Source organism: uncultured Tateyamaria sp., from assembly GCF_947503045.1.
GTDB lineage: Bacteria > Pseudomonadota > Alphaproteobacteria > Rhodobacterales > Rhodobacteraceae > Tateyamaria.
The window spans coordinates 64,651-85,842 of record NZ_CANNCF010000001.1 but is presented as its reverse complement, the minus strand read 5'-3'; the positions used below and the strand labels follow the sequence as shown (position 1 = coordinate 85,842).

At 61.7% G+C, this 21,192-nt stretch carries 23 protein-coding genes; 10 read left to right on the top strand and 13 right to left on the bottom strand.

Annotated elements, in window-relative coordinates:
* Window positions 1-64: 64 nt before the first annotated feature.
* Complete coding sequence (locus tag Q1A89_RS00450; protein ID WP_299722138.1) at window positions 65-1,291, top strand: FAD-dependent monooxygenase; 1,227 nt, start codon at window positions 65-67, stop codon at window positions 1,289-1,291.
* Between the two features lie 23 nt (window positions 1,292-1,314).
* On the opposite strand, the gene Q1A89_RS00445 is transcribed toward Q1A89_RS00450, so the two are convergent.
* The 5 genes from Q1A89_RS00445 to Q1A89_RS00425 all read right to left on the bottom strand — a co-directional run bounded on the left by Q1A89_RS00445 (window position 1,315) and on the right by Q1A89_RS00425 (window position 5,791).
* Complete coding sequence (locus Q1A89_RS00445) at window positions 1,315-1,491, bottom strand: Trm112 family protein (protein WP_299722135.1); 177 nt, start codon at window positions 1,489-1,491, stop codon at window positions 1,315-1,317.
* Window positions 1,488-2,129 (bottom strand): LON peptidase substrate-binding domain-containing protein, encoded by a 642-nt coding sequence (locus Q1A89_RS00440; RefSeq protein ID WP_299722132.1) that lies wholly within the window; start codon window positions 2,127-2,129, stop codon window positions 1,488-1,490. The genes Q1A89_RS00445 and Q1A89_RS00440 overlap by 4 nt, the downstream gene beginning before the upstream one ends.
* Window positions 2,130-2,156: 27 nt before the next feature.
* Window positions 2,157-3,071, bottom strand: a complete 915-nt coding sequence (gene trxA, locus Q1A89_RS00435) for a thioredoxin (RefSeq protein WP_299722129.1) — start codon at window positions 3,069-3,071, stop codon at window positions 2,157-2,159.
* Between the two features lie 484 nt (window positions 3,072-3,555).
* The gene (locus Q1A89_RS00430) at window positions 3,556-4,740 is read right to left on the bottom strand and encodes a BCCT family transporter (protein WP_299722125.1); all 1,185 of its coding nucleotides are present in this window, start codon (window positions 4,738-4,740) and stop codon (window positions 3,556-3,558) included.
* A gap of 262 nt (window positions 4,741-5,002) precedes the next feature.
* Window positions 5,003-5,791 carry an exodeoxyribonuclease III gene (locus Q1A89_RS00425; RefSeq protein WP_299722121.1) on the bottom strand — a complete coding sequence of 263 codons (789 nt, stop codon included), beginning with the start codon at window positions 5,789-5,791 and terminating at the stop codon, window positions 5,003-5,005.
* A gap of 243 nt (window positions 5,792-6,034) precedes the next feature.
* On the opposite strand from Q1A89_RS00425, the gene Q1A89_RS00420 reads away from it, so the two are divergent.
* The gene (locus Q1A89_RS00420; protein ID WP_108836582.1) at window positions 6,035-6,241 is read left to right on the top strand and encodes a cold-shock protein; all 207 of its coding nucleotides are present in this window, start codon (window positions 6,035-6,037) and stop codon (window positions 6,239-6,241) included.
* A 196-nt stretch (window positions 6,242-6,437) separates the two neighbouring features.
* Here Q1A89_RS00420 and Q1A89_RS00415 read toward each other — a convergent pair whose 3' ends face one another.
* Both Q1A89_RS00415 and Q1A89_RS00410 read right to left on the bottom strand, forming a co-directional pair.
* Window positions 6,438-6,983 (bottom strand): hypothetical protein, encoded by a 546-nt coding sequence (locus Q1A89_RS00415; RefSeq protein WP_299722115.1) that lies wholly within the window; start codon window positions 6,981-6,983, stop codon window positions 6,438-6,440.
* Window positions 6,984-7,344: 361 nt separating this feature from the next.
* Window positions 7,345-8,031, bottom strand: a complete 687-nt coding sequence (locus Q1A89_RS00410; protein ID WP_299722112.1) for a response regulator transcription factor — start codon at window positions 8,029-8,031, stop codon at window positions 7,345-7,347.
* Between the two features lie 160 nt (window positions 8,032-8,191).
* Here Q1A89_RS00410 and ribA point away from each other — a divergent pair, with 160 nt between their 5' ends.
* From ribA to Q1A89_RS00395, 3 genes are read left to right on the top strand one after another with little or no spacing between them, the layout of a single operon-like run.
* Window positions 8,192-9,280 carry a GTP cyclohydrolase II gene (gene ribA / locus Q1A89_RS00405; protein WP_299722109.1) on the top strand — a complete coding sequence of 363 codons (1,089 nt, stop codon included), beginning with the start codon at window positions 8,192-8,194 and terminating at the stop codon, window positions 9,278-9,280.
* 14 nt (window positions 9,281-9,294) lie between these two features.
* Window positions 9,295-9,705 (top strand): GFA family protein, encoded by a 411-nt coding sequence (locus tag Q1A89_RS00400; protein WP_299722106.1) that lies wholly within the window; start codon window positions 9,295-9,297, stop codon window positions 9,703-9,705.
* Window positions 9,702-10,196, top strand: coding sequence for a L,D-transpeptidase family protein (locus tag Q1A89_RS00395; RefSeq protein WP_299722103.1), 495 nt, complete (start codon window positions 9,702-9,704; stop codon window positions 10,194-10,196). The genes Q1A89_RS00400 and Q1A89_RS00395 overlap by 4 nt, the downstream gene beginning before the upstream one ends.
* Here the strand turns inward: Q1A89_RS00395 and Q1A89_RS00390 are convergent.
* The 3 genes from Q1A89_RS00390 to Q1A89_RS00380 all read right to left on the bottom strand — a co-directional run bounded on the left by Q1A89_RS00390 (window position 10,193) and on the right by Q1A89_RS00380 (window position 12,405).
* Window positions 10,193-10,675 carry a hypothetical protein gene (locus Q1A89_RS00390; protein WP_299722100.1) on the bottom strand — a complete coding sequence of 161 codons (483 nt, stop codon included), beginning with the start codon at window positions 10,673-10,675 and terminating at the stop codon, window positions 10,193-10,195. The genes Q1A89_RS00395 and Q1A89_RS00390 overlap by 4 nt on opposite strands.
* Window positions 10,675-11,328 (bottom strand): YggS family pyridoxal phosphate-dependent enzyme, encoded by a 654-nt coding sequence (locus tag Q1A89_RS00385; RefSeq protein ID WP_299722097.1) that lies wholly within the window; start codon window positions 11,326-11,328, stop codon window positions 10,675-10,677. Before Q1A89_RS00385 ends, Q1A89_RS00390 begins: the two co-directional genes overlap by 1 nt.
* 111 nt (window positions 11,329-11,439) lie before the next feature.
* Window positions 11,440-12,405 (bottom strand): porin, encoded by a 966-nt coding sequence (locus Q1A89_RS00380; protein ID WP_299722094.1) that lies wholly within the window; start codon window positions 12,403-12,405, stop codon window positions 11,440-11,442.
* Between the two features lie 251 nt (window positions 12,406-12,656).
* Between Q1A89_RS00380 and Q1A89_RS00375 the strand changes: the two genes are divergently transcribed.
* From Q1A89_RS00375 to holA, 4 genes are all read left to right on the top strand, one after another.
* Window positions 12,657-13,157, top strand: coding sequence for a DUF3576 domain-containing protein (locus tag Q1A89_RS00375; RefSeq protein WP_299726001.1), 501 nt, complete (start codon window positions 12,657-12,659; stop codon window positions 13,155-13,157).
* 88 nt (window positions 13,158-13,245) lie between these two features.
* Window positions 13,246-15,783 (top strand): leucine--tRNA ligase, encoded by a 2,538-nt coding sequence (gene leuS, locus Q1A89_RS00370; protein ID WP_299722091.1) that lies wholly within the window; start codon window positions 13,246-13,248, stop codon window positions 15,781-15,783.
* Between the two features lie 3 nt (window positions 15,784-15,786).
* Window positions 15,787-16,254 carry an LPS assembly lipoprotein LptE gene (gene lptE, locus Q1A89_RS00365; protein ID WP_299722088.1) on the top strand — a complete coding sequence of 156 codons (468 nt, stop codon included), beginning with the start codon at window positions 15,787-15,789 and terminating at the stop codon, window positions 16,252-16,254.
* On the top strand, window positions 16,251-17,252 hold the full coding sequence (holA, locus tag Q1A89_RS00360) for a DNA polymerase III subunit delta (protein WP_299722085.1): 1,002 nt from the start codon (window positions 16,251-16,253) through the stop codon (window positions 17,250-17,252). The genes lptE and holA overlap by 4 nt, the downstream gene beginning before the upstream one ends.
* 194 nt (window positions 17,253-17,446) lie before the next feature.
* Here the strand turns inward: holA and Q1A89_RS00355 are convergent, their stop codons facing one another.
* Window positions 17,447-17,878 (bottom strand): GFA family protein, encoded by a 432-nt coding sequence (locus tag Q1A89_RS00355; protein ID WP_299722082.1) that lies wholly within the window; start codon window positions 17,876-17,878, stop codon window positions 17,447-17,449.
* 140 nt (window positions 17,879-18,018) lie between these two features.
* On the opposite strand from Q1A89_RS00355, the gene Q1A89_RS00350 reads away from it, so the two are divergent.
* Window positions 18,019-18,612 carry a glutathione S-transferase family protein gene (locus Q1A89_RS00350; RefSeq protein WP_299722079.1) on the top strand — a complete coding sequence of 198 codons (594 nt, stop codon included), beginning with the start codon at window positions 18,019-18,021 and terminating at the stop codon, window positions 18,610-18,612.
* A 16-nt stretch (window positions 18,613-18,628) separates the two neighbouring features.
* Here the strand turns inward: Q1A89_RS00350 and Q1A89_RS00345 are convergent, their stop codons facing one another.
* A complete protein-coding gene (locus tag Q1A89_RS00345; RefSeq protein WP_299722076.1) occupies window positions 18,629-19,819 on the bottom strand; it encodes a TIGR03862 family flavoprotein in 1,191 nt (396 codons plus the stop codon).
* Window positions 19,816-21,147 (bottom strand): mechanosensitive ion channel domain-containing protein, encoded by a 1,332-nt coding sequence (locus Q1A89_RS00340; RefSeq protein ID WP_299722074.1) that lies wholly within the window; start codon window positions 21,145-21,147, stop codon window positions 19,816-19,818. The genes Q1A89_RS00345 and Q1A89_RS00340 overlap by 4 nt, the downstream gene beginning before the upstream one ends.
* Window positions 21,148-21,192 lie beyond the last annotated feature (45 nt).

Sequence of the window (21,192 nt, the reverse complement as noted above, 5' to 3'; positions counted from 1 at the left end):
GGTCCTGACGGTAGCGACGTCGCAACGCATGGACAATCCCAAGTCAGGCGCCATAGTGCGGCCCATGAGCAGAGACAGCGATATCCTGATTGTCGGCGGTGGTTTGTCGGGCCCGATCCTCGCCCTTGCGCTGGCCCAAAGCGGGCACAACGTGACGGTGATTGACGCCCTGAGCGAAGAGATCCGCAAGGACGCCGCGTTTGACGGGCGCAGCTATGCCGTGGCGCTGACCTCGCAGCGCCTGCTGGCGGGCATTGGCGTCTGGGACGCGGTGGCCAAGCACAGCCAGCCGATCCTTGAAATCAAGGTGTCAGACGGTCGCGCGGGCGAAGGGCCCTCGCCGTTTTTCATGCATTTTGACCATGCCGAGATCGAGGAAGGACCGATGGGCCATATGGTGCAGGACCGCCATTTGCGCCGCGCGCTGCTCGACGCGATGGCCGCCAGCGACGGCGTCACCCATCTGGCCGGTGAGACGGTGACCGCGCAACAGGCGACGCCCGGTGGGATCACGGTGACATTGGCCTCGGGCAAGACCCTGAGCGGTGCCGTTCTGGTCGGCGCCGATGGGCGCGGCAGTGGCACGGCCACGCGTGCCGGCATCAAGCGCACGGGCTGGGGTTATGGCCAGACGGCCCTTGTCTGCGCCATCGCCCATGAAAAACCACATCACGGCATCGCGCATCAGTTCTTTATGCCGCCGGGGCCACTGGCCATCCTGCCCCTGCCCGGCAATGTCAGCTCAATCGTCTGGAGCGAGCGGGCCGAGACGGCAGCCGCTTTTCACGCCCTGCCGGAGGATGAATACCTCACTATGCTGCGCCCCCGCTTTGGCGATTTTCTGGGGGAGATCAGTCTGACCGGCAAACGCTTCACCTACCCGCTGTCCCTGTCGCTGGCCGCGCGGCTGGTGGCGGACCGCACAGCACTTATCGGGGATGCCGCCCACGGGGTGCACCCCATCGCCGGCCAGGGGCTGAACGCGGGTATGCGTGATATTGCCGCCCTCGCCGAAGTCATCACCGACGCCACTCGCCGGGGCGAAGATCCCGGCAGCATCGCTGTGCTGACCCGGTACGAGGAATGGCGGCGTTTTGACAACACTGCGCTTGCGCTCGCCACGGACAGCTTTAACCGGCTTTTTTCGAACGACAATGCCCTGGTGCGAGGTATCCGAGACCTCGGCATGGGGGTGGTGGGCAAATTGCCCACCCTACGCCGTGCTTTTATTCGCGAGGCTGCGGGACTGACGGGCGATCTGCCGCGGCTGATGCGGGGTGTGCCCCTGTAAGGCGGACCTCTCGTACGCCCGGGTCAGTCGATCTTGCGTGCCTCGTCCACCAGCATCACCGGGATGCCGTTGCGGATGGGATAGGCAAGGTTCGCACTTTCCGAGATCAATTCCTGCGCCTCGGCGTCATAGCGCAGCGTGGCGTGGGTCTGCGGGCAAATCAGCGCCTCGAGCATCCGGCGGTCCGCGTTTGTATTCATTGCAACATGTCCCCTTCGCCGCCGGCCAGATCAAATTCGATCAGCGTCACCAGTGTTTCGCGCCGCGTGCTGAGCGATGGCGCCTCAAGCAGCGCCTGTTTGTCCTCGGGGTCGAAATCGAGCATCATCGACAGCGAATTGATCAGCAATTCGTCATCCGCCTCTTTCAGCGTCTCCCAATCCGCAGACAGGGCGCGGGCCTCGAAATAGCGCCCCAAAAGGTCGAGAAAGGCGGGCCGATTGAAGGCCGTGTCATCCTCGGTCTTGCCCTGATCCCGTTCAAACCCGTCCCAGGCCACGTCGCAGCGCCGATAGGGCGTGAACCCTTCGATCTCTTTGAGCACCCGAAACCGCGAAATGCCACTGAGCGTGATCAGATAGCGATTGTCTTCGGTTTCGGAAAACTGGGTGATCCGCCCTGCGCAGCCGATGGTGTGCAGCCCATTGCCGCCGCGCCCCGCTACCTCGTTGGGTTGCACCATGCCGATCAGGCGGCCCGGCGTCTTCAGCGCGTCATCCAGCATTTGCAGGTAGCGCGGTTCAAAAATGTGCAGAGGCAGGCGTGCGCGCGGCAACAGGAGCGCCCCCGGCAATGGAAACACCGGGATCGTTCCGGGAAGGTCAGTCACCTTGATCATATGATGCCAGCTAGCCCGCCAATGCGATCAGGCAAATATCATTGAGCTGAGGCGACGGCGGCCGTTCAGCACAATCGGGTCATTGGCCTTGAGCGCGTCAAAGATTGTGAACATCTGCGCCTTGGCCGCCCCGTCGTTCCAGTCGCGATCCCGGCGGAACAATTCGAGCAATTCGTCCACGGCCGCGGACGTCTCACCGCTGGCATGCAGGGCCTTGGCCAGTTCAAGCCGCGCCTCGTGATTGTCCGGGTCCGCCTCGACGCTGGCGCGCAGTTCGGCCACCGGGCCTGCGTCCGCTGCCTGTCGCGCCAGTTCGAGCTGCGCGTGGGCTGCATCCAGTTCGGGTGTTTCCGAGATCTCGGCCGGTGCCCCGTTCAGGATCGCCTCGGCCTGATCGAGGTCATCCATGGCGATGTGGGCCCGCACCAACCCGCCATAGGCGGCGGCGTGGTCGGGTTGTTCTTCGAGGATGGCGGCAAAGGTCTGGGCGGCGTCGACCGCCGCCCCTTCGCCCAGCATTTCCTCGGCAGCGGCGACGGCTTCGTTCAGGCCGTCCTCGGGGCTTTCGCCGCCTGCGGCCTTGATCACACGCTCGACAAAGGCGGTGATTTCAGAGCCGGGCTGCGCGCCCTGGAACCCGTCCACGGGCTGGCCCTGCCAAAAGGCATAGACGGTCGGGATCGACTGGATCTGCAGCTGTCCGGCCAGCATCTGGGCCTCGTCCACGTTGACCTTGACCATCTTGACCGCGCCCTTGGCGGCTTTGACCGCGTCTTCGAGCATCGGGCCGAGGGTCTTGCACGGCCCGCACCACGGGGCCCAGAAATCGACGATCACCGGCACGGTCTGGCTGGTTTCAACCACGTCGGCCATGAAGGTTGCTTCGGTGCTGTCCTTGATCAGGTCGGCGGGGGCGGGGGCGGCGGACAATCCCAAATCCATGGTTCTGATCCTTTTGTGAATTCTCAGGCGTTATATGGATGGGAATGGAGGGGCTGCCAAGGGGGTGTGGAAGTGTCCCACGCTGGGACAGGTGGGGGCCCATGGAAAATCAAGGGCTTACAGAGGCGGTTTAGGGGTTTGTTAAGGAATTGAGGGGGACCGGTGCGCTGCCTCATGCCGGTCTGGGGCGGGGACGCGGTGGTTTGTGGTGGCAAAACACGCCTTGCACATTGGAATTGCGCGCGGACTTAAGCCCGTCGAATGCAGGGCAGGACACGTCCCGATCCGGGGTTTGCCACCCGCGCCTTGGCTTTGATCTGGTCATACGTCTAGGTGCAGCGCAGACCTGTTTTCAGCCCAGTTCCCTTTTTGCGGCGCACAAAGCCACGGTCGGTTTGTCAGCAGATCCGATGGGCCCCCTGCTGCTGAAACTGTTGCTATGGACCTGCCACCTTTTGGGGCAGGTCCATATTGATGGACGGCTTTATTCCGCGACGACCGCCGGGTTGCCATCCAGTTGGGACAACTTGTCCCTTTTGCCAAAGAACATATACGCCAACGCCAACAGATAGATGCCGATGACAATTGTGCCGACCCACTGGATTTGCAGCCACTGGCTTTGAAACAGGAGTGTAAGCACAAAGAGGCCGACGGTATTTGCCAGAACATAGGATGCGGTGCCAAAGCGTTCCGTCGTAAGGTTCAGGTTGTCGGTATAGAGCCGGATCAGTGAATCAAACGAGTTGATCACAAACACGATCCCGACAATTGTCATCGCCCAGTTTGGCAGACCTGCCGTGCCGATCCCGTTGAGGTGGTAGTAGTACAGAACCGAGAACCACAGCGCCAACGGGATGGATGGGAACACCAGCAAAGACGCAAGCAATTGCCATGTTTTCAGCCCCCCGACAAAGCGGCTGACAAATTGTCCGATCATGATGGACCATGCAAACCACCAGAACAGATAGAACTCGTGGTAGTCGGTCAGCGGGATGATGAACTTGTGAATGTTGGCGAAATAGCCGCCGATGTTGCTGGACGTCGAGGCCAGATCACCCACGCTCATCCCTGCGTTCAGGAACATGTAGAGGATCAACAACAGGAAAAGGACAGTCGAGCTGACCGAGAGCAGCTTGACGAATTTCAAGTCTGTCGAGCTGAAGGCTGCAACCAGAATGACGAGGAAGCAGATCAGGTAGAACACCGGCAGGATGGTTTCTCCATCGCCGACTTCTGCGATGTAATATGGCATGTAGATCAGGAACAGCGCCCCGGTGAAGGCACAGGTTGTGATGATCACGATGTTGTTGAGGATTTTGACGGCCGGGATTTTGAAGAAGCCCACGCGCGGCTCAATCGCGCAGAAATAGAACGTCGTCAGGAAATAGAACGCCCAGATCAAAAAGCCCCAGAACCCGAATTCGAGTGCCAGCGGGTTGGTGAAAGCATAGGCCGGTTCTGCCGCCGTATCTGCATAAAGCGGATAGTCGAACGCGAGGGGAAACATGATCAGACCGACATCCAGCCCTGATGTGAACAGGATGGCAATGAAGGTGAAAAGCGGTACCGGCGTCACCCCTGTCAATGGAAGGTCCCACCATTTGATGACGCAAAAGATCACCAGCGCAAACGCAAGAATGACCCCGAATGAGATGATTGAAGTAAGCATATGTCCCCCTGTTTTGATAAGTTGTACGAGGTGCTTTGGCGTTTCCCAAGGATTTTTCGCGAGGGCGCATTTTGGCAACCTTGCGTTGGGGGTCCTGCGGCGCCTGCTGTTTGGCGAAATCGCGTGAGGGCAACGGCTGACCGGGTGTCGGCGTCACCGTGACGGCACAGCACCAAAGGCAACTTTTGTTGCGCGTTTGCAGGGTTGCCGTAGCGGGTTTTGCAGCCTTGGTGGGCAGAATGCCCACCCTACGTGGTGTTGGTCACACGTCAAATGTAGCAAAGACCGGCGCGTGGTCGCTGGGTTTTTCCCAGCCGCGCACGTCGCGCAGGATGCGGCTGCTGTGCGCCTTTGGTGCGATGTCGGAGGTGGACCAGACATGGTCGAGGCGGCGGCCCTTGTCGGCAGCGTCCCAGTCCTTGGCCCGGTAGGACCACCACGAATAGAGCAGCCCTTCGGGGATGTCCTGCCGCGTGATGTCGACCCAGTTGCCGGAATTCTGCACCGCCGCGAGGTGGTCGACCTCGACCGGCGTGTGGCTGACGATTTTCAGCAGCTGCTTGTGGGACCAGACGTCATCCTCACGCGGGGCGATGTTGAGGTCGCCCACGAGGATCGACTTTTCCGGGGCATTGGCGGCGAAATGGTCGCGCATGTCCGTCAGGTAGTCGAGTTTCTGGCCGAACTTTTCGTTTTTGGTCCGGTCGGGCACATCGCCGCCTGCAGGGACGTAGAAATTGTGGATGGTCACGCCGTTTTCCAGCCGTCCGGCGATGTGGCGGGCGTGGCCGAGGCGCGCGAAGTCCATCGCGCCTGCCTCTTCCATCGGCAGCTTGGACAGGATCGCCACGCCGTTGTAGCCCTTGTCGCCGCGCGCCACCATGTGGGTGTAGCCAAGGGCCGAAAAACCCTCGCGCGGGATCTTGTCGACCGGGCTTTTGCACTCTTGCAGGCACAGCACATCCGGCCCCTGTTCTTTCAGCAGTTTCAGCACGATGGGTTCGCGCAGGCGGACAGAATTGATGTTCCAGGTGGCAAGTGTGAAGGGCATGGGCGCGGTTCCTTTTGCAAGCCCGCGAACCCTAGCGGCGGGTCTGTTTGGCCGCCAGCCCCAATAGGCGGGGTTTCGCTGCCCTGCGGCGAAGCGCTTGCTATTGAGACGACTCGCGCGTAGAGGGAACGGGCGACGTTACCACTATCGGCCTTACTGCTCCTAACGGCACAGTCTCTCGATCTTGCACTGACTTAGCCGACCTGCCGCATCCTGCGGGCAGCATATCTAGGAGAAAATGACATGGCCACAGGCACAGTCAAATGGTTCAACACTACTAAAGGCTTCGGCTTTATCGCACCCGACGGTGGCAGCAAAGACGTGTTCGTGCACATCTCTGCCGTTGAGCGCGCAGGCCTGACCGGTCTGGCCGACAACCAGAAAGTGACCTTCGACATCGAAGCTGGTCGCGACGGCCGCGAAAGCGCTGCCAACATCGCACTGGCGTAAGCCTGCGCCTTTCGGGGCGAAGCGAACAGAATTTTGAGAAGGGCCCATCGGTGACGGTGGGCCTTTTTTCTGTTGGTTTGCCTAACTGGTGCGGTGGGTCTGGTTTGCGGAATGACGCTTTGGCCGGGCTTGTGTATCGAACCGTGCCGCACTCCTAGGGCATAGCCCGCGACATGACACCACTGCCATCGGCAGGTTATTGGATAATGATCAAACGGACCGATGCCCCGGCCTCACGAAATGTCTCGTTTGCCTTGCTTGCCGAAATAAAGGCGATGCGGGCGGGCGTCATGCTTTGCCAGGCCTGCACTGCACGTGGCGACAGCCCCTGACCCGCCTCGGCGTTGGTAATCGCGCCGTACCGCTGTACCCACGGCTGAACCAACGCAAAGCCTTGTTCTGGCGTCATTCCGATAACCGAGATCAGGCACACGTACGATTTGCGACCACGGTCTGCGCGCTGTTCCCCCAGTTGAACGCGGACCTGACGGCTGGCATCATCCAACTCCTTGCCGCCATCTTCATATCTCTCTTCGGTCTCTTCAAATCCGGCGCCCAGCATCCCATCGAGCGCGCGGTTCACGTTCGGGAAGGTACGGCCACAGATATCAACTGCCTGCTCAGCGACCGAGAGGGTGCCCTGAGCGACGGGAGTATCGCTGATTTTCCCTGGTGGGGGCGCGGACACACAGGCCGCAAGGCTCATGATCGCCAATGCAATGATCCAAAGACTGTTGCGCATGTCGCCGCCCTTCGTTCTTAACGCGTTCCACCGACCTTAGACCAACAATCGCCCGCGCGTCTTGTTTTTTGGCGGTTGCAGGCAATCGGAACTGCTCTTGAGACCGCAAAGGCGAATCAAGATCGTTCAGGACGCTTGCGCACTGTTTGATGTCCTGACCCGGCGACGCGATTGATGCACCCAGCAGCACTTGTGGATTGGGCCTCGAACACACATCCGTCCGGCCCAAAAAAACCCGGGCACACGGGCCCGGGCAAGTCCAACAGGGAGGTACATGTTTGCCGCTGGGGCCCCGACATGTGCGGGTGTTTCCGGTTTGATACATCAGGGCGATACGGGTCCGCCTTGATGCAGGTCAAACTCAGGCCACCAGTCGGTAGCCGCCGGATTCGGTCACCAACAGGCGGGCGTTGGAGGGATCGGGTTCGATCTTTTGGCGCAGGCGGTAGATGTGGGTTTCCAGCGTGTGGGTCGTGACCCCTGCGTTATAGCCCCAGACCTCGTGCAGCAGTACGTCGCGTGCCACCACGCCATCGGTCGAACGATAGAGGAACTTGAGGATGTTCGTCTCTTTCTCGGTCAGGCGGATTTTCTTGTCGTCCTCGGTGATCAGCATCTTGACGCTTGGCTTGAACGTGTAGGGCCCGAGGGTGAACACCGCGTCTTCGGACTGTTCGTGCTGGCGCAGCTGGGCGCGGATGCGGGCCAGAAGGACGGGGAATTTGAAGGGCTTGCTGACGTAATCATTGGCGCCCGCATCAAGGCCGAGGATCGTGTCGGCATCGGTGTCGTGCCCGGTCAGCATCAGGATCGGGGATTTGACCCCCTGCTTGCGCATCACCCGGCACAATTCGCGCCCGTCTGTGTCGGGCAGGCCCACGTCGAGAATGACGAGGTCGTAGATCGCCTCCTTGGCTTTGACGAGCGCATCACCACCGTTACCGGCCTCGAAGACGTCGAAATCCTCGGTCATGATCAGCTGTTCGCTGAGCGCTTCGCGCAGGTCTTCGTCATCGTCGACCAGTAGGATTTTCTTTAGCTGTGCCATGGGTCATCTCCCTTTTCGTTGCAGCATAGATGTGCGCATTGCGGGCTGCGGGCAAGTTTTGTGAGTTTTGTTTCACGCCCATGTGTGGGTTGTGCGGCAAATGTTTCAATTCCGGCCCGTTTTGCTTATGTCGGGCGGATCACTGCTTGGATTTTGTAACATGGGCCTTGCGCCGGACATCGTTGAAACCCTGGCCCGGGCGCGGGCTGATCTGCGCATGGGGGTGCCGATTGTGCTGACCGGGCCGGTGTCGGTGATCGCCGTCGCGGTCGAAACGCTGTCGCCCGAGCGGCTGGCTGCCATTCGCGCCCTTGGGTCGGATGTGGTGCTGGCCCTGACCGGGTGGCGGGCCCAGACCCTCAAGGCGCGGGCCTATGACGGGGACGTGGCGCGCATCGCTGTCCCCGATGCCGTGGCCTTGGGTTGGTTGCAGGCGCTGGCCGACCCCGCGGATGATCTGTCGACCCCGATGAAGGGGCCCCTGAATTCCGTGCGCGAGGGCGATGCGGCCCCGCACCGCGCGGCTGTGCAGATGTGCAAGGCTGCCCGGCTGTTGCCTGCCGCCCTGTGCGCCGAAGTTGCAGATGGTTTGGCCTTTGCCGCTGAAAACGGGCTGACGGCGGTGCCGCTGGCCCTTGCCGCCCCGTTGCTGGGCGCGCAGAGCCCGCTGCATGCGGTTGTTTCCGCCCGCCTGCCCATGGAGGTGTCAGAGGCCGGGCGCCTGCATGTATTCCGCCCCGAAGATGGTGGAGAAGAACATTATGCCATCGAAATTGGCCGCCCGGATCGCGCGGCCCCGGTGCTGGCCCGCCTGCATTCGGCCTGTTTCACCGGTGATCTGATGGGCAGCCTCAAGTGCGATTGCGGTCCGCAGCTGCGCGCCGCCCTTGCCCAGATGGGCGTTGAGGGCACGGGCGTGCTGCTGTACCTAAATCAGGAGGGGCGCGGCATTGGCCTTGCCAACAAGATGCGCGCCTATTCCCTGCAGGATCAGGGATTCGACACGGTCGAGGCCAATCACCGCCTTGGCTTTGACGATGACGAGCGTGATTTCCGCCTTGGCGCGGACATTCTGAAATCGCTTGGGTTCAAATCGGTCCGATTGCTGACCAACAACCCGGCAAAGATCGCGATGATGGAAAAAAGCGGCGTGTCCGTGACCGAGCGTGTCCCTCTCAAGGTGGGGCAGACGCCGCAAAACGCCGATTATCTGGCGACCAAGGCCGCGAAGTCCGGCCATTTACTATAACAGGAGGAGAGCACATGAAGGGCAGATGTTATTGCGGCGACATTACATATGAGGTGACCGAGGATCCGGTTCTCAAACTGCAATGCCATTGCCGGGAGTGCCAGTATATCAGCGGTGGGGGTCCGAACTATGCGATGCTTGTGCCGGATGCCGGGTTCACGATCACCAAGGGCACACCCAGCTCGTTTACCCGCAGCGATCTTGAAAAGCCGCGTACGCGCCAGTTCTGCGGCAATTGCGGCACCCATCTGACGACGATTCTGCCCGGGCGCGGTTTGACGGTGATCAAGATCGGTACTCTGGACGATCCGGCAGGGGATTTCGGTGGCCCGGACATGGCGATTTTCATGAAAGACAGTCAGCCGTTTCATCTGGTCCCCGAAGATAAGCCGCAATTTCAAGAGTCGGTCCCGCCCCGCAAATGAAGCCCACCGATCTGGTTCTGACCCCGCGCGGGCTGCGCGCGTTCGGGCGGGTTCTGCCCTGCTCGATTGGCAAGGGCGGGTTGAGTGCGCACAAGCGCGAGGGCGATGGGGCGACGCCCAAAGGCGTGCATCGCATCGTTGGCATGCTCTATCGCCCTGACCGGATGGCGCGCCCCACCGATTGGGCGGTGCCGATCCGTCCGGGCGATTTGTGGTCCGATGATGGGCAGGCCGAGGATTACAACCAGATGGTCCGCGCCCCCTACCCGTTCAGCCATGAAGTGCTGTGCCGCGCCGATCCTTTGTATGATCTGGTGATTCTCACTGATTGGAACTGGCCCTATGCGGTGCCGGGGCGTGGGTCGGCGATCTTCATTCACCGCTGGCGCAGGCCCGGTTATCCCACCGAGGGCTGCGTGGCCTTGGCGCCTGCGGATTTGCGCTGGATGGCCGGGCGCATCCGGTTTTCCACCCGCCTGATTGTCGCCTAGCGGTTTGGTAGCCCGTTGGCGCGGCGCTGTTTGCGCAATTCGGCGGCGGGCGGGATCGAGGCGATCAGCTGGTTGAGCCCGCTCAGCACCTCGGCGTGTTGCTTGCCGTAGCGGCGGCGCGGATAGTCCGGGTCGCTGTTGTTCTGCGCCCAGTCGCGTGCGCATTCCATGGCGGCGATCCAGTCCCTGCGGTCACCGCCCAGCCATTCGTTGATGGGACGCGCGACCACTTCGCTGAGGGATGCGAACAGGGCCGGGGCGCCGTCGGGCGGTTGGTTCGGGTTGGCCAGCAGCAACAGGCGGGCCCGGAACTGGCCGCGATACATGACACAGCCAGCCTGCACCCGTTCGCCTGCATTGAACAGTTCGGCGGCGCGTTGGTAATCCGTCCACGCCGTTGGGGTTATTGGCCCGGGCTGCACCGACTGGCCAAAGGCGAGCGTGGGGCAAAGAAGAAGGAGGGCGAGAAGATGTCGCATCAGGTTGCCTTTCTTTCACCAAAGATAGCAGAGCCGACGCGCACATGGGTGGCCCCCAGCGCGATGGCGGATTTGAAATCGCTGCTCATCCCCATCGACAGGCCTGTCAGCCCGTTGCGGTCAGCGAGCTTTTTCAGGAGCGCAAAGTGCAGGCTGGGTTCTTCGTCGATGGGCGGGATGCACATGAGGCCAGAGATCGTGAGGTCCAGATCGCGGCAGGTCGCCACAAACGCGTCCGTGCCAGCGGGCAGGACCCCGGCTTTTTGGTCCTCTTCCCCGGTGTTGACCTGAATGAAGAGCTCCGGACAGTGCCCCATTTCCTGGGCGAGGCGGGCGATGGTATTGGCCAGTTTGGGTCGGTCGAGCGTGTGGATGGCGTTGAACAGGGCCATGGATTGGCGTGCCTTGTTGGTTTGCAGCGGGCCAATCAGGTGCACGTCGATGTCGCCATAGGTTTCCCGGAAGGCGGACCATTTGTCGCTCGCTTCCTGCACCCGGTTTTCGCCAAAGAGCCGGTGTCCCTGATCGAGAACGGCAGAGACCCGTTCATTGGGCTGCACCTTGCTGACTGCGATCAGCTTGACCGAGCCTGCGGCGCGGCCTGCATCGGCTTCGGCTGCGGCGATCTGTTGGGAGATGTCGGAGAGGGACATGGGCGGGCCACCGTGAACTGTAACGTGCTGGGCGCAGGAAACATCAGGTGGGGCCAAATGAAAAGGGGCGGCCCCGAAGGACCGCCCCAAATCTGTCAGATGTGGATCAACTTAGAAGCTGAAGAACACACCCAGGTCAGCTTGTGTCAGACCAGCAGTGTTGGAACCGATACCACCGCGCAGCGATACACCGCCGCCCAGGCTGTGACGGAAGCCAAGCCCGTAGGCTGTGTCGTCGCTTACGTCGACAACGTCAGCGCCACCACCGGATACAACAAAGCGCAGTTCAGTTGCAGCGCCCACATCGTATGTCACCGATGCACCGTATGCTACGTCGGAAAACGAGTCCGCGTCGCCGACAACAATCGAGAAGCCGAATGCGCCGAGATCACCGGAGAACGATGCAATGACGAATTCGCCCACACCTGTTGGGCCGTCTTCGTCACCGAACACGATACCGGCAGAGTAGTTGCCGAAGTTGTAACCGGCACCGATTTGGAACTCGTCCAGATCATTCACGTTGTCTTCGGAGTACGAAACCGCAACTGTGAAGTCGTTGACAGCATAACGCAACTTAATGGTTGTCGCGTCAGCAAAGCCAGCGCCGAAGCCGCCGATTGGCAGAGTTTGACCCAGGCCAGTACCTGCAACATCGCCGGCGTCGTAGAACGCGGAGTTCTGCTCGAGGAATGCTGTGAGGCCGATGCCTGCGCCGTAGTAGTTGATTACGTCGCCGGAGTCTGCAACGTCGGAAGTGTTACCAACGTCAAGACGGAAGCCACCTGTTTCAACGGAGAATTCAGCAGCGCCTGGACCACGTCCATCGATGGAGCTGTCGGCATTCTCGTTGGCTTCCAGACGGATACGGGCCGAGAATTCGATGCCGTTGTCAGAAGTCGCTGTACCGCGGATGTTAAAACGGAAACGCTGTTCGATGCGCGTCTCATCTGCGCCAGCGACGTTGCTTTCGTTATAACCAAGACCAAAACGGGCTTCGCCGTCGAATGTGATCCCGTTTGCTGCTGCTACGCCAGCCGTCGCAACCAAGGCTGTCGAAGCGATCAGAAATTTTTTCATGTGTTTTCCCTCGGGTTTCTATTCACACGCCCTTACCAGCCAATCTAGTGAGGGGATGCTGGGTGTTTCGTTCATTTGCGCGCTCATCTCAAGCGACGCATGGCGATGCGCTTGAATTCCGGCGATGTTGGTGCAGCTTTGCCACACTCGTGTTCTTGGCGTGGCAAACCCGCGCCAGCGACCGATGTCTTGCGGGCCCAATTCAACTTGGCTATGAGTTGGAGTTAAATAACAAACGTTGGGGCCAGCATATGAAAAGCATTCCGTCAGCGCCGCGCACAGCAACCTATGCCGTTGTTTTCCTTTGCGCAGTCTTGTTGAGTGGTTGCGGCCAGTCGTTCCGATTGGGGCCGCCAACAGGGACAGATGATGACCGAACGACATCACGCGGGACACAATCATCTTCGGATACGACCCTGCGTGACGCATTGCGCGCCGGCCGCAACCAAGAATCAATCGTGCAGGTCAACCGTTATATATGGTCCGCCAGCCTGCAGGTTCTCGACTTTTTGCCGATCCAGTCGGTCGATCCGTTCACCGGGGTGATCGTGACCGGATTTGGCACACCGCCAGGTGGTGGCCGCGCCTATCGCGCCACGGTGCTGATCAGCGACCCCGCATTGGATGCCAGATCGCTGAATGTCGCCCTTCAAACACAGGGCGGTCCGGCCAGTGCAGCCACCGTGCGCGCTGTCGAGGATGCGATCCTGACCCGCGCCCGCCAGCTTCGCGTTGCCGACAACCGCCTTTAGGGGCCTTTCGGCGCAGACCATTCCGCACTAAGACATGCGCCGGGCCTCACGCCCGGCGTTTTCATGTTCAAGACCAGGATCGTTGCTCATGGCCACTTATTCACCGTCCGAAATCGAAGCCCGCTGGCAAGCCGCCTGGGACGAGGCCGGTATCTTTCGCGCCACGCGCAGCGCGGACAAGCCAAAATATTACGTGCTTGAGATGTTCCCCTACCCCTCGGGCCGCATCCATATGGGCCATGTGCGCAACTACACGATGGGCGACGTGATCGCGCGCTACAAGATGTCCACGGGCCATAACGTGCTGCACCCGATGGGCTGGGATGCCTTTGGAATGCCTGCCGAAAATGCCGCCATGGCCATCGGTGGCCACCCCAAGACCTGGACCTATGGCAACATTGCCGACATGCGCGGCCAGATGAAGCCGCTGGGTCTGTCCATCGACTGGTCCCGCGAATTCGCGACCTGCGATCCTGAATATTACGGCCAGCAGCAGGCCTTGTTCCTCGATATGCTTGAGGCGGGACTTGTTTATCGCAAGAACGCGCAGGTGAACTGGGACCCGGTCGATATGACCGTGCTGGCCAATGAACAGGTGATCGACGGCAAGGGCTGGCGTTCCGGCGCGGATGTCGAGCGGCGCGAGTTGACGCAGTGGTTTTTCAAAATCTCTGACATGGCCGGAGAATTGAAAGAGGCCCTCGATGGTCTGGAGAACTGGCCCGCCAAGGTGCGCCTCATGCAGGAGAACTGGATCGGCGAGTCGCGCGGCATCGACATTCCCTTTGTCCGTACGGATGGGAATGGAACGATCCTGTGCTATTCCACCCGCCCCGACACGATGCGCGGTGCGTCCTTTGTTGCCGTCTCGCCCGACCATCCCGTTGCCAAGGCGCTGGAGGCTGAAAACCCCGACCTTGCCGCCTTTATCGACGAATGCCGCCGCATGGACACGACCGAAGCGGCGATGGAAAAGGCTGAAAAGAAGGGGATGGACACCGGACTGCGGGTCAAGCACCCGGTGTACCCGGATCAGGAGCTGCCCGTGTGGATCGGCAACTTTGTCCTGATGGATTACGGCACGGGCGCTGTCTTTGGCTGTCCGGCCCATGACCAGCGCGATCTGGATTTCGCGCGCAAATACGATCTGGATGTGCGCAACGCCTTTTACATGCCCGGAGACGAGGTCGAGGTGGAAAACGACGCGCTTGTGCCTGCAAAGACGGAAAAGGTGGTCTTCATCGACCATTTCGCCGGGGTGCGTGAGGTCACAAGCCAGGAGGCCATCGACGCCACCATCGACTGGTTCGAAGCCCGCGACCTTGGCAAAGGGCAAAAGAAGTATCGCCTGCGCGACTGGGGCCTCAGCCGTCAACGCTATTGGGGCTGCCCGATTCCCGTGGTGCATTGTGATGATTGCGGCGTAGTGCCCGAGAAAAAGGAAAACCTGCCTGTCGTGCTGCCTGACGATGTCAGTTTTGATATTCCCGGCAACCCGCTGGACCGTCACCCGACATGGCGCGATGTGCCCTGCCCGTCCTGTGGCAAGCCAGCCAAGCGGGAGACCGACACGATGGACACTTTTGTCGATTCGTCCTGGTACTTTGCCCGCTTCACCGCACCGCGTGCCGAAACGCCCACCGATCTGGGCGACGCCGCCTACTGGATGAATGTCGATCAATATATCGGAGGGATCGAGCATGCGATCCTGCACCTGCTCTATTCCCGTTTCTTTGCCCGCGCGATGCGGATTACTGGGCATTTGCCTGCCTCTGCCATCGAGCCCTTTGACGCGCTGTTCACCCAAGGGATGGTGACGCACGAGATTTATCAGACCCGCGACACCAAGGGGCGGCCTGTCTATCACCTGCCCGAGGATGTGACGGACGGAAAACTTGCGGATGGATCCGAGGTCGAGATTATCCCGTCGGCCAAGATGTCCAAGTCGAAGAAAAACGTCGTCGACCCGCTGGGCATTATCGCAAGCTACGGCGCGGATACGGCGCGGTGGTTTGTGCTGTCTGATTCTCCGCCCGAACGGGATGTCGAATGGACCGCCAGCGGCGCCGAGGCCGCCTATAAGCATCTCACCCGCGTGCACACCATCAGCGACCGGATTGCCGAGATGGACAAGGACGCGCCCGGAACCGGCGATGACGACCTGCTGCGCGCCATGCACAAGACGATCCATGACGTGACCATGGGCGTGGAATCCTTTGGCTTTAACGCGGCCATTGCGAAACTCTATGGCTTTACCGCCACTTTGCAGAAATCCAAGGCCGGCTTTGCTGCCCAGCGCGCCGCCGTGATGACCCTTGCGCAGCTCATGGCACCCATGACTCCGCACCTGTCCGAAGACATCTGGGCGCAACAGGGTGGTGTGGGCCTTGTCACCACCGCCCCGTGGCCGAAGGCGGATGAGGCGATGCTGGTCTCTGACACTGTCACCCTGCCCATCCAGATCAATGGCAAGCGGCGCGGCGAGATCACCGTGCCTGCGGACATGGACAAGGCAGAGGTTGAAAAACTGAGCCTCGCAACGGATGCTGTGCAAAAGGCGCTGGACGGCGGCTCGCCCAAAAAGGTGATCGTCGTGCCGGGCCGGATCGTCAACGTGGTGGTATAGTTCATGACCCGCATCTGCGCGCTGCTTTTGTGCCTGACTCTGTCGGGTTGCGGGTTCACCCCCGTTTATGGCCCCAGCGGGGCGGGCACGGTGCTGCAGAACCGGGTGTTGGTGGACAAGCCCGATGATCGCATCGGATTCTTGCTGGTGCGGCGATTGGAGGAACGGCTGGGCCGGGCCGACACGCCCGCCTTTCGCCTCGCCGTCGATCTGGCAGTGCGCGAAGAGGCGCGGGCCATCGACCCGGATGGCGATATCCGCCGCTTTCACCTGATCGGCACGGCGGCCTACTCTCTCACTTCCGCTGACACCGGTACGGTGCTGGTCGGGGATGTGGTCGACACCTTTGTCGGCTATTCCGCCACCGGCACCACGGTCGCCACGCTCGCCGCCCGGCGCGACGCGCAAGAGCGGCTGATGACCATTCTGGCCGACCAGATCGTCTTGCAACTGCAGGGCAGCGCGCTGTGAAACTGTCGACCGGACAGGCGGGGGCCTATTTCGCCAAGCCCGATCCGGATGCGGCGGGGGTGCTGATCTATGGCGCTGATCCGATGCGCATCGCCTTGAAACGCAAACAGGTGATCGCAGCCCTGATCGGCCCATCGGGCGAGGAAGAGATGCGCCTGACCCGGATCGCAAGCGCCGAATTGCGCAAGACACCGGCCCTTGCGCTTGATGCAGTCAAGGCGATGGGTTTCTTTCCGGGGCCCCGCGTCGCCCTGATCGAGGATGCCAACGAAACGGTGGCCGCCACGGTGATCGAGGCCCTTGGCGCGTGGGCGCCGGGGGATGCACAGATCGTGGTGACGGCAGGCGCGCTCAAACCCACATCAAAGCTGCGCAAGGCCTTTGAGGGCCATGCGCAGGCCTATGCCGCTGGCATTTACGACACGCCCCCCACCCGCGACGAGATCGAGCGTGACCTCAAGGCCGCCGGGATAGCCGACCCGCCGCAGGATGCGATGCAACTGCTGCTGGGTCTGGCGCGCGATCTTGAGCCGGGGGATTTTCGCCAGACCCTGACCAAGATCGGGCTTTACAAGCTGAACGATCCCGCGCCGCTGAGTGCCGAAGACATCACCGCCTGCGCCCCGGCCTCAATCGAGGCGGCGGTGGATGATGTGCTGTTTGTGGTGGGTGACGGGCAAGCGGGCGAGATCGGCCCGGTGATGCAGCGCCTTGCCGCGCAAGGGGTGAACGCGGTGACCCTGTGTATCGGGGCGATGCGCCATTTCCGCGCCCTGCACCGGGTGGCGGTGGACACCAGCGGACGGCCCCAGATCTGGGGGCCGAACAGGGACAAGATGATGGCACAGGCGCGCAAATGGGGGGCGGTCAAGCTCGAACAGGCATTGAGCGAGTTGACCGACACGGATCTGCAATTGCGCTCGGCCGGTCAGCACGCGCCCGCGCTGGCGCTGGTTGAGCGGACGTTCATCCGGCTGGCGATGCTGGCGCAGCGCTGAGCGGCCTTGGGGCTCTGGCCGGAGGCTTTCCGAGACGGTCCTGGGGCTCCGCCCGTTCGCCAGCGCAACCTTCCCCCGAAAGGCTTCCGAGAAGCCTGCTCATTCTCTGATTTAAAAAAATCCTGGGGGAATCGCCGATAGGCGATGGGGGCAAAGCCCCCTCACAAAATGGCGTCGCGCCAGCGTCCTTTGGATCAACCCTCGCCGGAAAACATGGCCATCACCTGCGCGTCGGTCAGCTGCGTGCGTCCCTCTCCGGCAAATTCATAGGCGTCCGGTTTGAGATCGATGAACAACTCACCGTCAAAGTCGATGCCGCTCACATCGTCGAGCGTGCCCAGCCCGATGTGGTATTCGCCCTGCATCGGCCCCTCGGCGGTGACGCGGTAATACATGCTGCTGCCGCAGGTGGCGCAAAACGCCCGCTCGGCCCAGGGTGAGGATGCATAGATGCCGAGGCGATCCTTGCCCGTGATCTCCATCCCGTCGCTGGGCACCTTGACGCCGAAATAGACGCCCCCCGACCATTTGCGACACATCGAACAGTGGCAGGCGCCTGTTTTGTCGATGTCGGATGTGACCGTGTAGGAAACAGCGCCGCATATGCAGGATCCAGTTCTGGCCATGATGTTCTCCTTTTGCCGATTCTGTGTTGGGTTCAGGCTGACGGGTATAGGTGACAATTTCTGGCAGCAGTGTGGTTTGCACATTGCGCCGCCCCGCAAGGGCTGCAATCGTCGGCCCGACCCAAGTGACAGGAGCCACTATGTACCGCGTGATCGGAACCGTCAAAAGCCGCGCCTTTCGGGTGCTGTGGATGCTCGAAGAGCTTGGCCAGCCCTATGAGCTTGTGCCCGCAGGGCCGCGCACGGACGAAGCGCGTCAGTACAATCCGCTGGGCAAGATCCCGGCCCTTGTGGACGGCGATGCGGTGCTGACCGACAGCGTGGCGATCATGACCTATCTTGCGGACAAGCACGGCGCAGTGACGGCCCCGGCTGGCACGCCCGCCCGCGCGCGGCAGGATGCGATGACCTGCTGGTTGATCGACGAGATGGACGCCCCCCTCTGGCTCAATGCCAAGCATACGTTTGTTTTGCCTGAAAAGCTGCGTGTGTCCGGCTTTGCCCCGACCCTGCATAAGGAATTCTCGCGCAATGCCGACACGTTTGCGGGCATGCTGGAACAGGCGGGCGGCGACTTCATCATGGGCGATCAGATCACCCTGCCCGACATTCTGGCGGTCCACTGTTTCGGCTGGGCCTTTGGTGCGCAATTCCCGGCGCTGCCGGAGTCCGTCAAGGCCTATTCCAAGCGCCTGCGTGCCCGCCCGCAATTCCGAGCGGCGCAGGATCATTGATCGGTAGGGTGGGGTTTCACCCCACCGTATTCGCCAGCCAATGCACCGCGCCCTGCCCTGCATGCCGCCCGGTCGCAAGACAAGCCGTCAGCAGATAGCCCCCGGTCGGCGCCTCCCAATCGAGCATTTCGCCGGCGCAGAACACGCCCGGTTTGGCCCTCAGCATCAGTTGATCATCGAGCGCCGTGGCCGGCACCCCCCCGGCGGTCGAGATTGCCTCGTCCAGCGGGCGCAGCCCGTCATGGCGCACCAGCAGCTTTTTCAACCGCCGCGCGATGGCTGTGGCGTCCTCGGGCCAGGGCCGTCCCCATTCCTGCGCCAGTGCAAGGCGCAGCGGGTCGAGTTTTGCAACCTTGCGAAAGTGGTTGGCAAAGCTCGCCTTGCCACGGGGCCGGGCAAGGCGTGCGGCCAGATCATCCACGCTGAGGTCGGGCAGCAGATCGACATAAAGCGGCGCGCCCTCACGCACGCCGCGCGAGACGGAATAGATGCCACCGCCTTCGAGCCCACGTTTGGACAGCACCGCCTCGCCCCGCGATTTGTACCCGCCTGCCCGCCACGCCACGCCTTTCAGCGGCTGGCCGAGCAGGCGGAACATGTGTTCGGACCACATCACCGACAGGCCCGCATTGGCGGGCGCGAAGGCGGTCAGATCGACGCCGGTATCCTTCAGCACATCCGCCCATGCCCCGTTCGAGCCGAGCCGTGCCCAACTCGCCCCGCCCAGCGCGAGAATGGACGCGTCATGCGGTTCCACGACAGGCCCGTCCGGCGTGTCAAATCGCAAACCGCCTGCGTCATCCCACCCGGTCCAGCGCCAGCGGGTGCGGCGGGTAACGCCCAGCCCATCAAGGCGCGCGAGCCATGCGCGCAGCAGTGGCGAGGCCTTCATCGCGCGCGGAAACACGCGGTTGGTGGTGCCGACGAACATGTCCTGACCCAAGCCCGTCGCCCAGTCGACGATGGCCTGATTGTCAAAGTCCGACATCGCGGGGGCAAGCCACGGGGCGGCCTCGCGATATTGCGCCATCACATGGTCCATCTCGCCTGCATTGGTGAGGTTCAGACCCGATTTGCCCGCCATCAGGAACTTGCGCCCCAGCGACGGCTTGGCGTCGTAGATGGTGACGCGCAGGCCCGCCGTGCCCAGCACTTCGGCTGCGGCCAGCCCCGCCGGGCCACCGCCGATGACGGCAACGTGGCTCATTCTGTGCGCGTGCGCAGTTCACCCGACACCTCGATGGTGCGGTGCGGATAGGGGATGGTGATGTCGTTGTCCTTGAGCGCGTTCCAGATCAGGAACAGCACGTCGGATGTGTACTTGTTCGGCCCGTCATCGACGCCGTTCACCCAGAATTCGACGGCAAAATCGATGCCGCTGTCGCCAAAGCCGCGCAATTCGCAATCGGGCGGATAGGGTTCGTTGAGCACATCCGGATGCTTGGCCACCGCCGCCTCGATAATGGCCGGAATGGTGTTGATGTCGGTGTCATAGCTGACCGAAAACGGCGCCTCGTAGCGGTTGGCCGAGCCGGAATCGGAGTAGTTGACCACGCGGGTGGTGATGAAATCCTCGTTCGGGACGACAATCCAGCGGCCATCGTAGGTTTCAAGGATCGCCGCGCGGGCCGTCATCTTGACGATGATCCCGGCCTCGCCCCCGTCAAGCTCGACATAGTCGCCCACGGTTGCCTGCCCTTCGACCAGCAGGATCACGCCCGAGATAAAGTTCGACGCAATCTTTTGCAGGCCGAACCCAAGGCCGACACCAATCGCACCCCCGATCACCGCCAAGGCCGAAAGGTTGATGCCCATGATGTTCATCAGCAGCAGAAAGGCGACGGCAAAGATCGCGAATTCGACTGTCTTGATCAGCAATTGCCGGATCGAGGGGCGCATTTCCTCTTGCTGGGCGATGATGGTGGCCGTCTGCCTGTTGGACCATTGGCCAAGCCAGAACAGCAGCGACCCGGCAATCACCCCGCGTGCGATGGTCATCAGCGAAAAGCGGATGTTGCCGACACCCACCACTGTTTCCGTCAGCGTCGCCGACACCGTATCAAGCAGGCCCAGCGCGTAGATGGCCGCGATGGGCACCAGAACGAATCGTCCCAGCAGTTTCAGGAATGGGTCGTGGATGATGTCGCGCACCAGCGCGCGCGCCGCCAGAAACAGGAACACCCGCTTGCCGAATGCAATCACCGCGCCGCTGTCAAAGATCGAGCGCACCACGCTTTCGCCGATGCCGGTGAACGCATAGGCCAGCACCGGCAGCAGCAGCGGCAGGAACTGGGCGATAAACCGCCGGGACTGGGCAATGATGCTGTCGCTTTCACCGGGATCGAGCAGGCTGGCCAGTGTCGGGCGCAGCCGACGGGTCACCAGCACCGCCGCCACATAGGCGACGATCAGCAGCCCGAATTGCGACCACGCTGCCGGGCTCAGCAGCCAGGACAGGGCCAGTTCATAGCCTTGGATGGCGTAACCGGCGATCGTCTGAACGATCTCCGGCTGGCTTTCCAGATCAAATTCCATGGGCCACCCTTGCCTTGCTCCCGATGGGGTTCAATTGTCATGAGG

Bases quoted from the DNA above. Each gene is read 5' to 3' on its own strand.
- Q1A89_RS00450 (WP_299722138.1), top strand. From the start codon at position 65: ATGAGCAGAGACAGCGATATCCTGATTGTCGGCGGTGGTTTGTCGGGC.
- Q1A89_RS00445 (WP_299722135.1), bottom strand. From the start codon at position 1,491: ATGAATACAAACGCGGACCGCCGGATGCTCGAGGCGCTGATTTGCCCG.
- Q1A89_RS00440 (WP_299722132.1), bottom strand. From the start codon at position 2,129: ATGATCAAGGTGACTGACCTTCCCGGAACGATCCCGGTGTTTCCATTG.
- trxA (WP_299722129.1), bottom strand. From the start codon at position 3,071: ATGGATTTGGGATTGTCCGCCGCCCCCGCCCCCGCCGACCTGATCAAG.
- Q1A89_RS00430 (WP_299722125.1), bottom strand. From the start codon at position 4,740: ATGCTTACTTCAATCATCTCATTCGGGGTCATTCTTGCGTTTGCGCTG.
- Q1A89_RS00425 (WP_299722121.1), bottom strand. From the start codon at position 5,791: ATGCCCTTCACACTTGCCACCTGGAACATCAATTCTGTCCGCCTGCGC.
- Q1A89_RS00420 (WP_108836582.1), top strand. From the start codon at position 6,035: ATGGCCACAGGCACAGTCAAATGGTTCAACACTACTAAAGGCTTCGGC.
- Q1A89_RS00415 (WP_299722115.1), bottom strand. From the start codon at position 6,983: ATGCGCAACAGTCTTTGGATCATTGCATTGGCGATCATGAGCCTTGCG.
- Q1A89_RS00410 (WP_299722112.1), bottom strand. From the start codon at position 8,031: ATGGCACAGCTAAAGAAAATCCTACTGGTCGACGATGACGAAGACCTG.
- ribA (WP_299722109.1), top strand. From the start codon at position 8,192: ATGGGCCTTGCGCCGGACATCGTTGAAACCCTGGCCCGGGCGCGGGCT.
- Q1A89_RS00400 (WP_299722106.1), top strand. From the start codon at position 9,295: ATGAAGGGCAGATGTTATTGCGGCGACATTACATATGAGGTGACCGAG.
- Q1A89_RS00395 (WP_299722103.1), top strand. From the start codon at position 9,702: ATGAAGCCCACCGATCTGGTTCTGACCCCGCGCGGGCTGCGCGCGTTC.
- Q1A89_RS00390 (WP_299722100.1), bottom strand. From the start codon at position 10,675: ATGCGACATCTTCTCGCCCTCCTTCTTCTTTGCCCCACGCTCGCCTTT.
- Q1A89_RS00385 (WP_299722097.1), bottom strand. From the start codon at position 11,328: ATGTCCCTCTCCGACATCTCCCAACAGATCGCCGCAGCCGAAGCCGAT.
- Q1A89_RS00380 (WP_299722094.1), bottom strand. From the start codon at position 12,405: ATGAAAAAATTTCTGATCGCTTCGACAGCCTTGGTTGCGACGGCTGGC.
- Q1A89_RS00375 (WP_299726001.1), top strand. From the start codon at position 12,657: ATGAAAAGCATTCCGTCAGCGCCGCGCACAGCAACCTATGCCGTTGTT.
- leuS (WP_299722091.1), top strand. From the start codon at position 13,246: ATGGCCACTTATTCACCGTCCGAAATCGAAGCCCGCTGGCAAGCCGCC.
- lptE (WP_299722088.1), top strand. From the start codon at position 15,787: ATGACCCGCATCTGCGCGCTGCTTTTGTGCCTGACTCTGTCGGGTTGC.
- Q1A89_RS00355 (WP_299722082.1), bottom strand. From the start codon at position 17,878: ATGGCCAGAACTGGATCCTGCATATGCGGCGCTGTTTCCTACACGGTC.
- Q1A89_RS00350 (WP_299722079.1), top strand. From the start codon at position 18,019: ATGTACCGCGTGATCGGAACCGTCAAAAGCCGCGCCTTTCGGGTGCTG.
- Q1A89_RS00345 (WP_299722076.1), bottom strand. From the start codon at position 19,819: ATGAGCCACGTTGCCGTCATCGGCGGTGGCCCGGCGGGGCTGGCCGCA.
- Q1A89_RS00340 (WP_299722074.1), bottom strand. From the start codon at position 21,147: ATGGAATTTGATCTGGAAAGCCAGCCGGAGATCGTTCAGACGATCGCC.